This is a genomic window from Chitinophaga sp. NPDC101104 (assembly GCF_050277495.1).
Taxonomy (GTDB): domain Bacteria; phylum Bacteroidota; class Bacteroidia; order Chitinophagales; family Chitinophagaceae; genus Chitinophaga.
Window position 1 is genome coordinate 713,191 of record NZ_JBNNSF010000001.1, and the last position, 18,181, is coordinate 731,371.

14 protein-coding genes and 1 tRNA gene are annotated in these 18,181 nt (G+C 54.0%); 3 read left to right on the forward strand and 12 right to left on the reverse strand.

Translation table 11 applies throughout. From position 1 onward, the window contains the following. Positions 1–40 precede the first annotated feature (40 nt). Positions 41–619, reverse strand: coding sequence for a Crp/Fnr family transcriptional regulator (locus ACQKLP_RS03080; protein WP_427319956.1), 579 nt, complete (start codon positions 617–619; stop codon positions 41–43). A gap of 6 nt (positions 620–625) precedes the next feature. After that, complete coding sequence (locus ACQKLP_RS03085; RefSeq protein WP_427319958.1) at positions 626–1,243, reverse strand: SoxR reducing system RseC family protein; 618 nt, start codon at positions 1,241–1,243, stop codon at positions 626–628. Between the two features lie 258 nt (positions 1,244–1,501). Here ACQKLP_RS03085 and ACQKLP_RS03090 point away from each other — a divergent pair, with 258 nt between their 5' ends. Then, positions 1,502–2,464, forward strand: a complete 963-nt coding sequence (locus ACQKLP_RS03090) for a hypothetical protein (protein ID WP_427319960.1) — start codon at positions 1,502–1,504, stop codon at positions 2,462–2,464. A 114-nt stretch (positions 2,465–2,578) separates the two neighbouring features. Then, on the forward strand, positions 2,579–3,784 hold the full coding sequence (locus ACQKLP_RS03095) for a multiheme c-type cytochrome (RefSeq protein WP_427319962.1): 1,206 nt from the start codon (positions 2,579–2,581) through the stop codon (positions 3,782–3,784). On the opposite strand, the gene ACQKLP_RS03100 is transcribed toward ACQKLP_RS03095, so the two are convergent. Then, the gene (locus ACQKLP_RS03100; RefSeq protein WP_427319964.1) at positions 3,785–7,165 is read right to left on the reverse strand and encodes a COR domain-containing protein; all 3,381 of its coding nucleotides are present in this window, start codon (positions 7,163–7,165) and stop codon (positions 3,785–3,787) included. It lies immediately after the preceding gene. A 116-nt stretch (positions 7,166–7,281) separates the two neighbouring features. Next, the gene (locus ACQKLP_RS03105; protein ID WP_427319966.1) at positions 7,282–8,571 is read right to left on the reverse strand and encodes a hypothetical protein; all 1,290 of its coding nucleotides are present in this window, start codon (positions 8,569–8,571) and stop codon (positions 7,282–7,284) included. Positions 8,572–8,840: 269 nt separating this feature from the next. On the opposite strand from ACQKLP_RS03105, the gene ACQKLP_RS03110 reads away from it, so the two are divergent. After that, positions 8,841–10,043, forward strand: a complete 1,203-nt coding sequence (locus tag ACQKLP_RS03110) for a TlpA family protein disulfide reductase (protein ID WP_427319968.1) — start codon at positions 8,841–8,843, stop codon at positions 10,041–10,043. Between the two features lie 77 nt (positions 10,044–10,120). Here the strand turns inward: ACQKLP_RS03110 and ACQKLP_RS03115 are convergent, their stop codons facing one another. The 8 genes from ACQKLP_RS03115 to ACQKLP_RS03150 all read right to left on the reverse strand — a co-directional run bounded on the left by ACQKLP_RS03115 (position 10,121) and on the right by ACQKLP_RS03150 (position 18,115). Continuing rightward, positions 10,121–10,861, reverse strand: a complete 741-nt coding sequence (locus tag ACQKLP_RS03115) for a hypothetical protein (protein WP_427319970.1) — start codon at positions 10,859–10,861, stop codon at positions 10,121–10,123. A gap of 163 nt (positions 10,862–11,024) precedes the next feature. Further along, a tRNA-Arg gene (locus ACQKLP_RS03120) sits at positions 11,025–11,096 on the reverse strand. A gap of 63 nt (positions 11,097–11,159) precedes the next feature. Next, positions 11,160–12,941, reverse strand: coding sequence for an AMP-dependent synthetase/ligase (locus ACQKLP_RS03125; protein ID WP_427319972.1), 1,782 nt, complete (start codon positions 12,939–12,941; stop codon positions 11,160–11,162). A gap of 14 nt (positions 12,942–12,955) precedes the next feature. After that, positions 12,956–13,243: a 2TM domain-containing protein gene (locus tag ACQKLP_RS03130; RefSeq protein WP_427319974.1), complete on the reverse strand. Its 288-nt coding sequence runs from the start codon at positions 13,241–13,243 to the stop codon at positions 12,956–12,958. A gap of 78 nt (positions 13,244–13,321) precedes the next feature. After that, entirely contained in the window at positions 13,322–13,984 is a 663-nt protein-coding gene (locus tag ACQKLP_RS03135; protein WP_427319976.1) for a YceI family protein, read from the reverse strand. A gap of 18 nt (positions 13,985–14,002) precedes the next feature. After that, positions 14,003–15,664 carry a phenylacetic acid degradation protein PaaN gene (gene paaN / locus ACQKLP_RS03140; protein WP_427319978.1) on the reverse strand — a complete coding sequence of 554 codons (1,662 nt, stop codon included), beginning with the start codon at positions 15,662–15,664 and terminating at the stop codon, positions 14,003–14,005. A 57-nt stretch (positions 15,665–15,721) separates the two neighbouring features. Then, positions 15,722–16,795: a tetratricopeptide repeat protein gene (locus ACQKLP_RS03145; protein ID WP_427319980.1), complete on the reverse strand. Its 1,074-nt coding sequence runs from the start codon at positions 16,793–16,795 to the stop codon at positions 15,722–15,724. Between the two features lie 84 nt (positions 16,796–16,879). Continuing rightward, on the reverse strand, positions 16,880–18,115 hold the full coding sequence (locus ACQKLP_RS03150) for a DUF1015 domain-containing protein (RefSeq protein ID WP_427319981.1): 1,236 nt from the start codon (positions 18,113–18,115) through the stop codon (positions 16,880–16,882). Positions 18,116–18,181 lie beyond the last annotated feature (66 nt).

Consider the following 18,181-nt stretch of genomic DNA (forward strand, 5'->3'; position numbering starts at 1 on the left):
AAATTTCCCCCCATCCGGCGAATAAGTCAATGAACCCGGGTTAAGAAATCCCCGCCACCCGTTTCCGGATCCGGCTGAGCGCCTGGGGCGTAATCCCGATCCATGAAGCGATGTATTTGAGGGGGATTTCGCGGACGAGCCGGGGCTGATCGGCCAGTAGCTTGCGGTAACGCTCCTCTGCCGATTCGCTGAGCAGCGAAATTTCGCGCCGGAGCAGCGTGAGGTAAAGGTCTTCGCCGGCATGCCGCCCGATGATATTGCCTGCGGCGGTATTTTGATAGATATCCTGCAGGTCGCTGTGGGAAACGCGGAGCAGCACGGTATCTGTCAGGGCTTCCACGTTGTAGATGGAGGGCTGGCGGGTGAGGAAGGAGTCGTAGGCGGAAACGAAATCGTTCGAGAAGGAAAAACTGAAGGTAAGATCGTTATCCCCGTCTTTCGGGATATAGAACCGGACAAGCCCCTCCGCGATGAAGGAAAGATGATTTTCTGTTTGTCCGGCGCGGAGGAGGAGGGATTTCTTCGGAAAGGATTCCCGCGTCAACCGAGACGAAAAGTAATGCCAGTCGTCGTCAGACAGCGGTGTGAACTTTTCGAAATATTGCCGGATCTGTTGCATGGGTGATCAAATATTGGTGGACGATTCCCGGATGAGTTGATCGTAGATGTCCCTGTCGGCTGTAAGCGTTTTCCCGGTGAATTCCCGGATGCGTTTGATGACGTAGGCGGCATCGGTGGCGGTGAGCCCTTTTCCGCAGCGGATTTGCCGGCCATCGGTCATGATGCCGATGCGTTCCTTGTCTTTATCCGTCAGCAGTTCCACTTCGTGCTGGCCGGGCAGGAATGAATTGTTGAAACTGAGGCCGGAAGGCGTTTCGTGCGGCGGGTCTATGACGAAAATATTGCCGATCCGGTCCAGCGGCATGAATTGCCGGCGATTCAGGAGAAATCCGCGATGTCGTAGCGTGATGCCGGAATGCGTGACGAAAAGTGCTTCGTATTGGGTGACCCTTCGCATATACGACCGTCCCACGAAAAAGTAAGCGGCCATAAACCCAAGGGCGAACAAGGTCCCGAGCCCATTGTAATCCCTTTCTGTAAACAGCCTGAAAACAAGCACGCCGACCATGAAAAATAGCAGGGCATATACGTAATACAGGGCTTTGGACCGCCTGGCCATGGGGTTCCCGATCGTAACGATCAGCATATCGCCCGAAGGGGAATAGTTGAAATGTGTGTTCATGCCGGTACACAAGGTAAAAAAATACGGTTAGATATGGAATAACGCCATAGCGCGACTTTTCCGCCGTCATAACGTTTCGATAACAGTTGGGTACCGGAGATTTATTTAAATTGTATTGTATCCTTATACGACCCCATCCGTCCAATCCAATGGCTCTTCTCCGATATTTTTGACCACTTCCGCTGCAAAACCGGGCAGATACGTTTTTTCATAAAAAGCTATAACGTCAACCATCTTTAATTACTGAAAATTAATAGCATGAAGCACGTAGAACATTGGGGGATGCCCCTTGTAATGGCTATCGTATTGCTGATCGGTTGCCAGAAATCGGAAAAAGTGGCGCTGGAAAACCGGGCCGCCGCCACAACGGTCAGCGCAGTGGTTACACCCGTTTCTTCGGAATGCTCAACACCTTACAAGATCGTCCTGGAAAGCGTTACCAAAGTCGGTGACAACTGGGAATGGGTTTGGAGCGTTCAAAACCCCAACCCCGGTAAAGGGTCGAACGGTACGGTGCAAGACCTCAGCCACTGGGTGATCCGCCTCGGCCAGTGCGCTACCATGGCCGATGTTGTAGGCGGCGCCACCAGCCCCGACGGTGTTACCTGGACGCCTTTTACTCCCACGTATGAAACTGACAATGCCATTCTTAACTTCTGTAGTTTCGACACCGACCCCGTATTGAAATTCGACCTGGGCACCACCGGCGGCGCGAAAAGCTATTACAAGCTCATCATCAGCAAAAACCTGGGAGTAGACCTGAACGGATTGGCATTCTACAAAAGCGGTAATGTGACCCGTTGCGGCGAAACCTGCTTCCCCGGCCTGGGTTGCCCCGAGCCCGAAGGTGAAGGTTGCAGCTTCTCGCAGGGATACTGGTTCGCGAAACCCAATGTTGTGTGGCCGGGAACGGTAACCGTAGGCGGACATACCTATACCCAGGCGGAAGGCATGGCGATTTTCGCGAGCTCCAATGCAGGGGGCATCGGTACGGCCAAGAAAGTATTCCTGCAAGTGGCTACCATCAAGCTCAGCGGTGCCAGTGTTCTGGGCGGCGCTACCGTATGGCCTTATGTAACTATCGGCAACAACTGGTTGTCTACATTACCGAAACTGACCCCTTCCAACGTGAAAAATTTCAACAATACGGCTGGAGCGGCCGAAGCCAAAGCGGCGGCAGACGCTATCAGCACCTGGATCGAAGGGCATCATTGCGATTAGCATATGTATAGGGTATAAGTGGCTCAGAAAAGACAGGAGGGGACCGGATGCAGGTTCACCCTCCTGTCGCTATTTACGGCGGAAAACAATTATATTTATTCAGTTTCTGCCGTTATGAAAAAACGACCTTATTTGCTCGTGGGAGCCGTAACCGTAATCGTGGGATTTTTGTCCAGATGTTCCGACCGGAAGGCCGGCCCGGCCGATCCCCGCGGCAGCGCCTTCGCTGAAGCGGCTTCCTGCGCGCAATGTCACAAGACGATTTATGATGCCTACGCCACTACCGCCCACGCACATTCGTCGGCCGTAGCATCGGCGGGCACAGTGAAAGGCCGCTTCTCCGCACCGGATAATATTTTCCATTTCGCGGGCCATGCGGATGTGGTGATGGAGCAGCAGGGGGAGGAATTGTTCCAGGTGGTGAAATCGGACGGCAAGGAACAGGGCCGCTTCCCGTTTGACGTCGTGTTCGGTTCCGGCAGAAAGGCGCAGACCTTCCTGTATTGGAAAAGCGGGCAGTATTTCCAGTTGCCTGTTTCCTGGTTCGTGCCGGCGGATAATTGGGCCAATAGCCCGGGGTTTCCGGCAGACCATCCCAAGTTCGACCGCCTGATCCCCAGTACCTGCTTCGGTTGTCATAGCTCGATGGTAAAGGTGCGGGAAGAAACGAAAGGGATCACGGTCACGGAGGCGTTCGCCCGGCGGGAAATGATCGGCGGGATCGATTGCCAGCGATGCCACGGTCCGGCCGCGGAACATGTCGCCTTTCATACCGAAAATCCGGCGGAGAAAGCCGCGCGCTTCATCACCCGCATCGATACCCTGGACCGCGTGCAGCGCCTCGATATGTGCGCGCTTTGCCATTCCGGCCTCAAGCCGATGTACAAACCCGCTTTCGCCTTCAAGCCCGGCGATGCGCTGTCGGATTTCGTCATCCCCACCGTCCCCTTCCGCAAAAAGCCCGACCAGCTCGACGTGCATGGCAACCAGATGCAGCTGCTGGCCGCCAGCCAGTGCTTCCTGCAAAGCCAGACGATGAACTGTTCCACCTGCCATAACCCCCACGTCACGGAACGTACCAGTATGCAGACGTTCTCGCAACGCTGCATGACCTGCCATCAACCCGGATCTCCCCGATTCTGCAAACATACCGGCAAACCGACGGAAGTCCTGCAACAGAACTGTATCGATTGCCACATGCCCGCATTACCTTCCGGCGCCATCACGCTGCTGACCAACGGGGAGCAAAGTCCTACACCCGATTCCGTGCGCACGCACCTGATCGATGTGTATGCGGATGTGGTGAAGCGGATGAAGTAATTACAATATTTTCTTCAAATCGCGCACCGCATCGGTAAACGCTTCGTCGATGTTTTTGGCCAGGTCGAGCACCATCGCCTTTTTGGGAGCGGTGTTGTAGACAGACAAAGGCGTGTCTTCCCAGGCGCAGCTGCGGATGATGATGGGGACTACCTTTACGTCGGGGTTTTCGTTCTCCCGTTCGATGGCGCGCTTGATCTCGATGTCCCATATATAATCGGTAGCCATGAAATCGGCGCTGACGAGGAAGATGATGATGTCTGCCTCTTCCAGTTCGCTTTTGATTTTGCCGTCCCATTTATCGCCGGGAACGAGTTGGCGGCAGTTCCAGGTGCTGATGCTGCCGTTGCGCTTGAGGGCGCTGAGATGGTTTTCCAGCTGCTGGAGGTAATGGGCGTCCGTTTTCGAATAGGAAATAAATATCTTTTTCATTTTGAGCTCGTTTTTGAGATGGGCGCGGAAAAGTTTCAGGTCGAAGTAAATGCCGTTGTGCTGGAAGACCCACTGGTTGGCGGTTTCTGCGGCATGTAGCACGTCTATCGGCACAAAATTCTCCCCATCCGCCGTTACCGCTTTTTTGACGTTCATGTCGGCGGAAAGGCGTTCCAGCTCGTCGGTGATTTTTTTGAGGAAGGATTTGTCTGCGCTTTTGCTCAGCGAAAATACATCGATGTAAGCTTTCGAAGTGGCGGTGGCGTTGATGAACCGCACCATCACGATCCCCTGCGACGGCTCATCCCGGATCACGATCCCGTTTTTCCAGTAATAGTATTGCTGGCCGTGCTCGTCTTTGAGGGCATGCTGGCCATACAGGTGGAAGAATTCGAGGATGATGTGCTTGTGGATGAACCCCTGGAACAGGAACCTGTACGAAGGCCGGTGGCCATCGTCGAGGAAAATGCTGATGCTTTTTGACGGGCGCGCGGGCAGGTACAGCGGCGCAATATAGGTGCCGGGCTGCGATGGGTGGGGGAATACGATCTTGAAATGCTTCATCAGTTCGATGATGGTTTCGCATTCCTTGTCGAATTGCTGTTTGCCCAGTGCGTCGATGACGTGCGATTCATCGAATTTCCCGTTGAGGCCGTGGAGCCCTTCGAGAATGTTGTATATTTTCTTCAGGACGTAGTCCTGTTGCACGAAGACTTTATCTTTCAGGTAGTCGTTGTCGGGAAAATACAGGATGAGCCCGATATCGTTGAGGTAGCGGGCATAGCTCTGCGTGTCTGCGAGGCTGAACCAGAGCGCGTCGGTGCTTTTGAGGCCGGCGTTTTTCACTTCGGGCATGAGGGAGATGATGTGGTTGCAGAATTTCCTGAAATCCGCCAGCGGCATTTCCCTGTCTTTGTCTTTCACGCCGTTTTCGATTTCCTGTTTGATGGCGCCCCAGGTGCCGAGGCATTCCCTTTCGGCGATGGGCATGTTGTCGATCATTTCGAAAAGCAGGTCTTTGAAATGTTCCATGCCCCGGCCGGTTTTGGCGGATATGTTGGCGAATTCGAAAATAGCGGGGTATGCTGATTTCAACTGCGCCTGGTCGAGGAAATGCGTGAAATAAGGTTGCTCCACTTTGTTTTGGGCGACGAGGATGTTCGGCGGATGTTTTGCATCCACCACCACGTTGTTAGAAGTGATGATGTATTCGATTTTACCCGACTTGTCTGTCCCGATAAACCGGATCTCATTGCCGGCATACCTGGGGGAATCGGGTTGGTTGCCCTCGTCTTTCGGCGATTTTCGCTGCGTATGATAAGCGATGGATTCCAGCCAGTACGGGATAGGGAATCCCTGGATGGAAACCTTTGTTTTTGACTGGTTTCGCTGCATCTGCTGGATCTCGCACTCGTCGTAGTTGTTCGAAAATAAATCCCACAACAGCACGTATGCGGTGTTATTGCTGAAGAAGAGGTAATGTGTGTCGTGATAATATTCCTGTCCACCGAAATCGAAAACCCGGATATTGTATTTCCTGTTTTTGTGGACGGGTTGCCAGCGTTTGATTTCCATCCAGTGCGTTGTCGGCAGTTGATCGTTCCAATTGTCATGGATAAGCCTTTCCGCCAGCGACGATTTGCCGGCATTGCTGTTTCCTGCAAAAATGATTTTGATGTCGTCGTTTTTGTATAGCGAGATATGTACGGAACGTTCGGCTTCATATTGATCGAAAAAACGCTTCACGGCGTCCATCCCTTGGGCTATGACTTGCATATTGGGAACATCCAGCGGGTTGTCGGCGATATTGATCGTGTCCCGTAACCACTTCGAATCCTTGATCCCTTTTTCCAGCACGATTTCCCGTACGTTATACAGGCTGCTGATCTGGTTCGAATGAAGATCGATGGTAGATGCGTTGGCCATTTTCTTCAGGAAGTCCGCATTTTTCAGCAGGTTGTTGGATAGGTTGATATGTTCAAGATGATTAAGATGGTAGTGCGAACCGACATGCGTGATGAAGTTATTGGCAGCGTGCAGGTATCGCAGGATTCTAAGGGATGTGAGATTGATATTGCCTTTAATGAGGTTGTTGTCGATATCCAGATAAGTCAGGTTCTTCAATTTTTGAAACGGCGCGAACGACCGGATGCGCCACCGGCGCCGATACTCTTTTTCGCCCAGATAGTCCCCCGATGCATACAGTATCTCCAGGTCAACGAGTTGGCTCATTTCCGGTGGGATATTAAAGATATTGTTGGGGAGCCGGGTGTCGTCGTTCGGATCTCTTTTATTGCTAAGTATAAGTTCTTTGAGGTGCGTAGATTCGAACAAGCCCGGCAACAGGGAAAGGTCTGTAATACCGAGGAACCCGAGATCCAGCTTCGGATCTTGCTCCAGCCAATTTTTCGCGATCACTTGTCGCGCGGTTTCCAGGATGTCATCGAACCAGGCGGCGGTGGCTTCCGTCCCTTCGGCGGCCACTTCCGCGCTGGGGTACACCAGCGGATTCCCCTTGGCATAAATGCCCACGAAGCCTTCCGATTTGAGCCGGTTGTAAAGGGGGCTGAGGTCGAAAACATGGTTATGTGCAATATCGATATGCAGGAGCCCGTCCAGGTAGCGGAGCGGGGAAATGTCGTAGATGTTGTTGTAGGCCAGGTCGAGAACGAAGAGGTTTTTGAAATTCGAAACGAATGAAATATCGGTCAGCCCGCAGTGCCGCAGCGTGAGGGATTTCAGGTGAACGAAATGCTGTACCCAGGAGGGATTGATATGTTGGCCGTCTATGGTCAGATGCACTACTTCGCTTTTCGGGTTGAGGGTATAGGTGCAAGGTACATGTATGCCATCCGGAATGAATTGTATGGATTTTTCAACGGTGGATTCCGTTAATTCCAAACCCAATTGCTTTTCCAGCTTGAGGATCGATGCGGGCTTTTTCGTCATAACATTCCAGGGATTTTCAAGTATTTCGTTGGCTAACCGGGGAAGGTACAATATATAAAAAAACCTTGTAATAATCACATTACAAGGTTATTGGGGGTTAAGCAATCCGGATTTCATCAGATCGTTCTCCTGACACGGAATTTGCCGGTCAGATGTTTTTTGGGCGGGGCATAATGGCCCATTTGCCACACATCCACCGAAAACTCACCTTCTACATATTCGCCGATGTTGCCGTTTTTCGTGATTTTGACATGCCCGCCCGAGAAAACCTGGTCGCAATCTTCGCAATCATATTTGTAACTGAGCCAGGAATTGTCCAGGTCGCCGGGGACCACGAATTCGATATAAGTTTCCTTTTCATCTTCGCCGTAAGGATAGGAGCCCGTGCCGGTCACACCGCCGGGAATGAGGATGGTCAGGAAATTGTTCTGCTGAAGTTCTGCCCAGATGTAGAACTTGTCGACTTCCATGCTGATGGAACTTTCCCCGTTGTTGGGGGGCAGGTTCATGAGCGGCTGCCCATCCACCGAAACCATCACATATTCGTCTGGCACCGTGAAGATGGGCGTGGTCAGCATGGCGAGGCCGGTCCGTTTGCTATCGTACAGCGTGATGGGAACGGAAACGCTTACGAACGCAGGGTTGACGGCCGGCACTTCATCCGGAGCCTCATAGCTGCATTTACCGCCGACTGGCGTGATTTTCCCTTTTCCTGACGCCAGCGACCATTTCACTTTGGAAAGATGTCCATCGTACGGGATGAGGTCGCCGATGGGCTGATCGGTAGTGTCTACTGTCAGCAGCGAGCCCATGTGCCACATGAGTTGCAATTGGGCTTTTCCGCCTGGGAGCACCTGCGTGGTATCCGCCTCCAGTTCGAAGAGCTCCACGATGCTCCAGTCGCTGAAATGCTTTGTTTGAACGGAAAGCTGATGCGTGGCGGGGTCAATGGAGGTGTTGGAAGCGAGGTAATGATATCCGTCCTTGTTCTGATAGGCGAGGAAAAGCACCTCCGGGTTGATGCCTGCCAGTTCTTCCGCGCCCGGAGTGTAGCGGATGGTGACGGGCCTGGTGAACGCAACACCTTCGGGAAGGAGGCGGAATGCTTTACCAGGACTGCCTTCCAGCGTATTCTCTACGGGTTGGATGCTGAATTGGACGTTGGTTTGCACGGTACCGGGCGGCACTTCCAGCAGGATGCGGTGATCGGCTGAAGCCAGCGTTCCTCCCGCCGGACCGATGGTTTTCGCGATGGCGGGGCCGGTTACCTGGCCGAGGGGGCGTTTTACAGGTTTGGCGGGCTGGCCGTTGCCGTCTTTGATGGGCGGTGTAGTTTCGTTTTTCCTGCAAGCACCCGTCATTACGGTGATGATGGCAAAGCAGGCGATGATTTTCCAGTTTATCATGTTGTTTAGTTTGAAGGGGTTATCCAAAATGCTGCGCGAAAGTAGACCCGTTGCCGTTGCAAAAGATTGGCGCCCGCCAACATTTCGCAAGGTCAGACTGGCTATATTGCCGCCCGGACCGGTGATTTCGGTCGTTTAACCGGAGCGGAGCGCAAAACTGCTGAAAAGCGGAGTAAAGGCATGTGCCGATCTTGCGGTGTATGGCCGTCTTTGAAATTTCGCCGCATTTTCATTACATTCGGAGTAAACCCGTCTAAAGCCTCGTCATCATGAAACCTTACCGCTACTCTTTGGTCCTGGCCCTGTTGGTCTGCTCGTTCGCCGCCATCGCGCAGGAACAGAACATCACGCTCGAACTGAATTCGCCTACGCATTTCAGCGGCACCAAAGGGCGGGATATCTACGATCTAAAGGAGCTGCAGATCTGGTGTGTGAATAACCGTCCCGACAGTATACTCCGTGAATTGAACTATGGCGGTAAAAAGGGTACGGCCTGCGACAGTACGTTTCGTCTGAAGGTACTGTCCAGAAGATTGGGGGACCAATTGCAGGTTTGCATCCTCAAGCGCTACAATCCTTTCCTGGAAAATGAAATGGTGCTGACTTATGCATATGATTCACTGAAGAAATGGAACAGGAAGAATTGTCCGCCGGATGCGTTGCCCCGTCTCACGTTCCGGCTGCCCTATTGCGTGGGGGGCGCTGTCGCCTTCAGGCCTTTCGAAATGTATTTGTTCCCATTTTCCGTTGGGTTTAGCAGCAACGATCCGTGCGTGAACGATATGCCGCTTGCGGTGTCGCTGGGCCGGAGCGCTGTTGCGGAATTCGGGAAGACCGTCATTTATTTTTTCAAGTCCGACGTCTTGCTGCCCGACAATAAAATAAGGGTGAAGGTGATGGAAGACGGCGTTTTGCAGGACGACCGGATCGGCGACGGGCTGGTATACAAAGCGAGCTATACAATGGCGGACACGCTTGTCATCGGCGGCAAACTATTCAGGATAGACAGCATCGGCGGGGATTGGGACAAAGTGTATATGCACCGCCTGGAGCAATCGGGCCTGGTCGCAAAAGTACCGGAAAGCCACATGCGCACGTTGGCGCCGTATTTCGAGCAGGCGAAAGAATATGTGCTGCTCGATTTCTGGGGAACGTGGTGCGCGCCCTGCATCGCGGGAATGCCGAAGCTGCGGGCGTTGCACGATAAAGTGAAAAGTGAGGTACCCTTTTTGAGCGTTTGTTTCGACGACCCGAAAAACTATGCGAAGGCAAAAGAGATTTTTGCGGAGAACCAGCTTTCCTGGCCGCAGGTGTTCAATAGTATATTGGAAAGGAAATCTACCCTTACGGGTGAACTTTCGGTCACGACCTTTCCCACTTACATGCTGGTGAAAAAGAACGGGGAGATTTTCTTTAGCACCAGCGGAGACGGGTTCGACGAATTATCCAGGATTTTGCTGGAAGGGAAGTAAAGCAGTTGAACGGACTGTCATCCAAAATAGAAAACCCGCAAACGTGAAGTAAAGAGCGCGTTTGCGGGTTTTGTCCGTTAATACCGGCGTACGATGCGGAACATATATCTTTCGGGCATACCTATTACGCCTGCGGCCTCCATTCTGCTTTTCAACATGTCCGATTTCCAGTAAGCACTGGCTTTGGCGGTGTCCATCAAAGCGGTGACCACCACTACTTTGTGGTTATCGTCTGCATCGTGGCCATACGCTCTTACGATGATGCCATTATTCAATCTGTCCTGTTTGCCTTCCTCAAACGCTTTTTGCCAGGTGTCCCAGTCTTTCACCTGGAAAACTGACCTCGATCGGATAGCGGTATGGACAATCGCCGTGTCCTGGAAGGTCATGGTGACGTAACTGAATACTGGAGTGCCTTTTACGCCGCCTTTCTGCATTTCCTTTTTGAGGCCGGGATCTTTGGCGAATGCCTTTGCTTTAGCCATGTCGTCCACTTTCACCGCCACCATTACCATGTTGGAGTCCATTAAGCCGCGGCCGATCACATAACTATGGATCTGGCTGGCGAGGCGCACGGAATCGTGCCCTTCGTAGCCGGGAATCCATTTGTCAAAATCGGCCACCTTGAATGTGGCGATCATCATGCCTTGTGGTGTGGTGATGATGGTGTTGGTTGCCGGCATGCTGTTAACGATAACGCTGTCCGGATTGGCGATAGAGTCCGTTTCCGCTTTCTTTTGGCTACCTCCTCCGCAGGCGGTGGTGAAAACTATTACAATTGCAAAAACGAACGAATGGGAGAATCTTGACTGTCTCATTTGATCTTGGTTTTAACAATTAAAAGAATAGTTGGATATCAGATGGGGTTTCAGGAGGATAACGGCTATTCAAAGGTAGACCTAATTTGTACGTCCGCCGAATTCTTTTTAAGAGCAGGTTTTAATGCAAAAAAGCCAGCAAATTGCTGACTTTTTGTGGTTGTAGCCCGGACAAGAATCGAACTTGTATCTAAAGTTTAGGAAACTTCTATTCTATCCATTGAACTACCGGGCCAGGGCTGCCTCGGGGCAGCGGGAGGGCAAAAATAAACGATTTTGGCAAATTTCCTTAAAAAAATCAGGCGTAGAGGCGTTCTATCGAATCGCGGTACTTTTCCTGGATGACACGGCGCTTCAGTTTCAGGGTGGGCGTCATCTCGCCGCCGTCGATCGTCCATTCCCGGGGCATCAGCTCGAATTTCTTGATCTGCTCGATGTGACTGAAATACTGGTTGTAACGGTTGACCGCATCCCGGTACATCGACTTCACCTTCGGGTCTTTCAGTGCAGCTTCGTTCGAAGGAAACTCCAGGCCCTGGTCTCTCGTCCAGGCGCGGAGATTCTCGAAATTCGGGACGATCAGTGCACCCGTAAATTTCCTGTCCGCCCCCACCACCATGATCTGCTCAATAAAGGGCGATTCCCTGAACTTGTTCTCGATGGGCTGCGGGGCCACGAATTTCCCGCCCGACGTCTTGAACAGCTCCTTCTTGCGGTCGGTGATCTTGAGGAATTTCTGCAACAGCATCACCCCGATATCGCCGGTATGGAACCACCCGTCGTGGAACGCTTCCGCCGTGAGATCGGGCCTTTTGTAATAGCCGGTCGTGACGCTGGGGCCCTTCACGAGGATTTCCCCGTCGTCCGCCAGTTTCACTTCCACGTTGGAAATCACGGGCCCAACGGTACCGAACATCCTGTCTTTCGGATCTTTCCCGTTTACGCTGATCACGGGCGACGTTTCCGTGAGCCCATACCCTTCCAGCACCGGGAGCCCCGCGGCGGTAAAGATCTTCAGCAACCTGACCTGGCAGGCGGCCGCGCCGGTTACGATACAGCGGACCTTCCCGCCGAGCGCCTCCCGCCATTTGCGGAACACCAACCGGTTGGCCAACGCAAATTCCAGCTTGTACCACGGGGTTTGCCTTTTATTGATCTCGAATTGCTGCCCCACCCGGAGCGCCCAGAAAAAGATCGTCCGCTGAAAACCGGTGAGCGCATGCCCTTTCGACATGATCTTCTCGAAAAGCTTCTCCAGCACCCGCGGCACGGTGGTGAAAATTCCCGGCTGCACTTCGCGGAGGTTGTCTGCAATGGTTTCCAGGCTTTCGGCGTAGTAAACGGAAACGCCGGCGGTGAAATACACGTACGTCACCATCCGCTCGAAAATGTGGTTAAGCGGCAGGAAACTGAGCGCCCGCGCATGCTCGTCTACCGGCAAAATCGGCAAACAGCCTTTCACGTTGCTCATGATGTTGCCATGGGTGAGCATCACGCCCTTGGGCGTTCCGGTGGTGCCGGAAGTATAAATGATGGTGGCCAGCGTGTCGGGCGAAACGGCATTGCGGACTTCCGGTAGGCGCGCTTCCGATTCCGGGGTGGCGGCGGCGGGAACGTCCATCCAGTGGCGGACGCCGGGGATGCGGTCGAACGAGTAGATTTCGGTGACCAGGGGGATTTGGTCGCGGAGGGTTTTCACTTTATCGTACATCTCGGCATCGTCCACGAACAGCAGTTTTGCGCCGGAATCGTTGAGGATGAAAATGAGCTCGGCAGTGCTGATGGTGGGGTAAATGGGAACGAGCACGGCGCCGGCCTGCTGGCAGGCCAGGTCGGTGAGGATCCATTCGGGCCTGTTGGCGCTGATGATCGCGATTTTATGCTGGTCTTCCGGGCCGGGCGGCTTTCCGCCAACGCCCAATTGCAGGAACCCTGCGGCATAGCGGGCGGTGAGCGTGGCTACATCGGCCGTGGCGTAGGTTTTCCAGGCGCCTTCTTCTTTGGCGGCCAGCATATCCGGTTTGGGAAAATGTTCCAGCTGATGTGCGAGCACATCAAACAGGCGGTTGGGGTGGTGCATGATGGATTTTTGGGTCAAAGACCGCGGAGTTCCTTTTCCTGCTGCAGTTTTTCGTATTCGCGCAGCGTATCGCGGAAGGGGTCCACTTCAAACGCGAAATAATAGTTGAAGGCCAGGAGCAGTCCCCAGGTGGCCATGGGCCATGCGGGCCAGGGCGTGCCGTTCGTATCGGGCGAGGTAAGGAACCAGATCAGCCAGAGAAAACCGTTGATGAAAAGGTACACGGTGCCATGCACGCGGAAGGCGGCGCGGGCTTTCGCGATACGCCAGAGGCGCTTATCCTGTTTTTGTTGATTGTCCATGATCAAAAGCTTTGTGCATATTCAATTTACCGAAAAATCCCCGTAAAAGAAAGGCCCGGCGTAAACCGGGCCTCTTTATCAACGCGTAATCAGTTCGAACTGAATATTGACGACGGAGTTGATCAACTTATCCTGGAGCGATTTATCGGCCCGGTAAGTCATCCCCCATTGCGTACGGTCGATGTTGAAATTGGCCGCAGCCCTCACTTTCCCTTTCTCGAAAACGATCTTGGCGGGGAAGGTGATGTTTTTGGTGGCGTTTTTCATCGTCAGATTGCCGCGGATCATATGGGTGGCATCTTTGAGCAGCACGGAATTGTCGTTGGCCGCGGGATGGTAAGGCGTTACTTCGGTGACTTCGAACTTCGCTGTCGGGAATTGCGCGGCATCGAAGAAATTGGCGCCTTTCAGCTCGTCTTCCAACTGCCGTTTCATATCCGGCTGGGTGTTGAGGTCCAGGTTCCGGAGACTGGCGATGTTGATGGTGAAGTTGCCGCCGGTGACGGTGCTGTCTTTCACGAATATTTCCCCGTCCTGGAACTGGAACGAGCCTCTATGTTCCCCGGTGGGCTTGGTACCGATCCAGAGAAGGGTGCAGGCTGCAGTGTCCAGCCGCATGGTATGGCCGTCTGTTGGCGTGGATACGGCCTGCGGCTCCGAAACGGCGGCTTTGTCGGCCTTCGGTGCCTGCTGGCAGGCCGCGGTGCCAAGGAGCAGGAAGGGGATTATCCGTGATGTCATCCGCATATGTTTGCTGTTTTAGGATACATAAGTTCTGTTCCCCACCCACACGAAGCGTTTGTCGATGAACTCGGGCGTCGTGAAGCTGGCGTTGCCCGCGGGGTTGCCGCCGGTAACGTGGAAGTCGGAGAACGCGGCGTGCTGGTTCACCCAGATGAATCCCGTAAAGTTGAAGGAAACAGGGGTGAAAACGCTGTTCATGGCGTCGGCGATCTTGTCCATCACCGCCTCATCCGTCGCATAAGCGCCGCAGGTGATCGCGCCATGGCTGGAAGCCATCTGGCGGGCCAGGCGGATGGAGTCGTCGGTATTTTTGGTTTTGACGAGCAGCACTACCGGCCCGAAAAGCTCCTGCTGGAAAATGGCGGAATCGTCTGCCGAAACTTCCACCACCACTGGGCTCCAGGTGCGCGCTCCGGCGAATTCTTCACTGTTGACGGGCGCTCCTTCCAGCAGCACTTTCCCGCCCAGTTTGGCGGCTTCGCGCGCGCGTTGCAAGGTGGTTTCGTTCTGAACGGCGCCCAACGTTCCGGCGCCCATCTTCGGATTATTCACCAGCGCGGTGATGGCATCGGTGAATTTCTTCGCCACTTCGTCGAACGAAAGCGTGCCGTTCGGCGTTTTGACGCCCGTTTCGGGGATGAAGAAATTCTGCGGTGCGGTGCACATCTGGCCACTGTAAAGACTTACGGAGAAAGCGAGGTTCTGCATCACGGCGTCGATGTCCTGCACGCTGTCGATGATGACAGAATTGACGCCGGCTTTTTCGGTGAAAACGGTTTTCCCCTGCGAAACGAGGGATTCCACATAATTCCCGAAAGCACTGCCGCCGGTATAATCGATGAGGTGAACGTCGGGATGTTCGCACAGCGCCTTCGTGATGGGATGCCCGGTGGAATCGGCGGCCAGTTGGCAGGTGTACGGATCTTGCCCGTTTTCTTCCAGTACCTGCTGGATGGCGGCTACCACGATGGCGATGGGCAGCACGGCTTTGGCGTGGGGTTTCACGATCACGGGGTTGCCGGTGATGAGGTCCGCATAAATGCCCGGGAGTGAGTTCCAGACGGGGAAAGTGGAGCACCCGATCACCAGGCCCAGGCCTTTGGGCACGGGGCGGAAGGTTTTCCGGAGCTTCACGCTGATCTTGCCCATGGGTTTTTCCCAGGTTTGTTCGCCAGGGAAATGCTGGAGTTGCTGGTAACCCATGGCAATGGCTTCGAGGGCACGGTCGTTCGCATGCGGGCCGCTGGCCTGGAAGCTCATCATGAAGCTCTGGCCGGTGGTGTGCATCGTAGCGTGTGCGATCTCGAAGAAATGATGCTGGATTTTTTCCAGGGTTTCGGTGAGGATGCCGGCGCGGTCGGCGACCGACAGCTGGGCCCAGCGCCCGCCGGCCCTTTTGCCGGCTTTAACGAGTTCTTCCGTGGAAATGATGGGGTACGAAATGCCGAGGGGCTCCAGGGTGTAGGGGGATACTTCCTCCCCATACCAGTTTTCCACCACCTTCTGTTTCAAACGGGAAAAGGGCTGGTTCAGCAGGCTCTTGTAGGCAGTTTCTCCCTGTGCGGGAGCGGCTTCGCCGTATGCCTTGGGGTGTTCGGGATACTGCGAATAAAAGGTTCTTTCGTGGTTGGCCTTTACCGCATTGTCGATGATGTTTTGGTGTTTTGCGATCAGCATAGCGCTATGGTTTAGATATGAGTTGTACACAAAGGTTGCTGACGGCACCGGCGCGCGCTACCTGATGGTAGCGATCTTGCCGGTGTTGTAAAACTCGTCGTCCCGGAGTTTCAGCGGGTGGTTGCGTTGCCAGGCCGTGAAGTTGTCGTAATCCGACTTGTGCAGCGCCGTCCAGGATTTGTACTCCGCCTGGTTGGCGGCGGGGCCGAACAGCCAGTAATTATAAGACTCGAACATGCCGTCGCGCAACAGCTTCCGCTGGAAATCGAAGAGCGCGTACGGGTATTTCACGCCGTAGAATTTATACCAGTCGAGCAAAAAGCGCGTGCGCAGCATAATGAGCGACTGTGGTTCGATGCCCGTGGCGATCACGCTCACGTTTTTGGCCATTACGCCTTTGAACGCGTCCATGAAGGCGTTGGTGGCATCGCCTTTTTTGCCTTTGGCCGATTCTCCGGGCACGCTGTTGAAGATGGCCGGATCGTCGAACAGTTTTTTATAACATTCCAGCACCACATCGCGGATTTCGGCGGTGCGGGTGGTGTAGCTTTCGAGATTGATGAAGGTTTCGCCGTAGAGGATGGCCCAGATGGGCTCTTTGGTCCACATATAGCTGCGGGCGGCGTGATAGTAGTTCCCCGGGAAGTTGGGGTCTACCTCGATGCCTTTCACCCAATAGCGGAGGGCGGCGTCGAAATTCTTCATGTTTTGCAGGAGGTCGCCATAGTCGCAATGGAGCTCGCCGCTTTGGGGGAACTTGCGCAACCCGCGCTGGTATACCTTTTCAGCACCTTTCCAGTCCTGTTTGCCCTGGTAAATGTTACCGGCGATCTGGAAAAGGTGGATATCTGCGTCTTTTTTGTCAACGAGGGGAGAAACCACGGTATAGGCGCGTTGGTAGTCGCCCCGGAGATAATAGGCAAATGCCAGGTCTTTTTTCAGCTGGATGTCTTCCGGAGACGTGGTGATCGCCTGGTTGAGCACCAGGATGGCGTTCGCGTAATCCCCTGTCCGCAGGAAGTTCCTGGCGGTTTGTTGCAACTCGGCATTATCCTGAGCAAGCGCCCATTGGAAGGAAAGTACGCCCGTCAGCACAAGTGTCCATTTTTTAGCAGCCTTTTGCCATTCCATTGTTCTCTTCGTTTTCTGTAAATGTAAGAAAAAACCGTTGACCCCGGCTCAAAGCGGGGCCAACGGCGGATTTTGCTAAAAATATCAGATCGTATGGGTCAGCAGCCCGTCGCGCAGCTTGGGCTCGAACCAGGTGGATTTGGGGGGCATCACGTTCCCGCTGTCGGCAATGTCGAACAATTGCTGGATCGTAACGGGGTACAGGGCAAAGGCCACGGCCATTTCCCCGCTGTCTACCCGTTTCACCAGTTCCCCGAGGCCACGGATACCGCCTACGAAGTCGATACGTTTGTCGGTCCGGGGATCTTTGATACCAAGATGTTTGTCGAGCACATTATCCTGCAGGATGGTCACGTCCAGCACGCCGATGGGATCGGTGGTGTAGGTGCCTTCGCGGGCCACGAGGCGGTACCAGGTGTGGTCGATGTACATGGAGAATTCGTGCAGCATCGAGGGTTTTTGCACGTGGTGGCCGATGGGCTCCACGATAAAGTCATATTCCAGCCGGGAAATGAAATCTTCCTTGCTGTGGCCGTTCAGGTCTTTCACGACGCGGTTATAGTCGAGAATGGCGAGTTGGCTGGCGGGGAAGATGGTAGTGAGGAAGAAATTGACGGGCTCATCGGCCGTTACGGCTACGCCGCTGGCTTTTTGCACGAGGGCGGCGGAAGCGGCGCGGTGGTGGCCGTCTGCGATATAGGTGGCGGGCACCTGGGTGGCGAAGCGGTGGGTGATCTCTTCCACGGCGGCGGGCTCGGCTACCACCCAGATGGTGTGGGAGATGCCGTCTTCGGCCACGAAGTCGTACACCGGCGCGTTATGTTCCTGCCAGTGGGAGATGAGGGCATTCAGCTCGGGCACGTCGTTATAGGCGAGGAATACATTACCGGTTTGGGCCTTGGTGGCGGTGATGTGATTGATGCGGTCCTGCTCTTTTTCCGGGCGGGTGAACTCGTGTTTTTTGATGATGCCTTTATTATAGTCGTCGATGGAAGAGGCGCAAACGAGCCCTGTCTGTGCGCGGCCGTCCATGACGAGTTTGTAGATGTAATAGGCGGGGGTGTTTTCGGTGAAGAGGGTGCCATCGGCTTGCATTTTCTGCAGGTTTTCGGCGGCTTTGGCATACACGGGGGCGGAATGGATGTCCGTTCCCTCGGGCAGATCGATTTCCGATTTGCTGACGTGATAGAAAGAATGCGGGTTACCGGCGGCTTCTTCGGCGGCTTCTTTGGAATTGAGCACATCGTAGGGCCTGGCGGCTACTTCTTTGGCCAGCGCGGGTTGCGGGCGCAGCGCACGGAACGGTTTGATAATTGCCATGGATTGTGTGTTTACTGTTAGAGGCGGTAAAAGTAAGAAAAGGAGGGCGGGAATAAAAAAGACCGC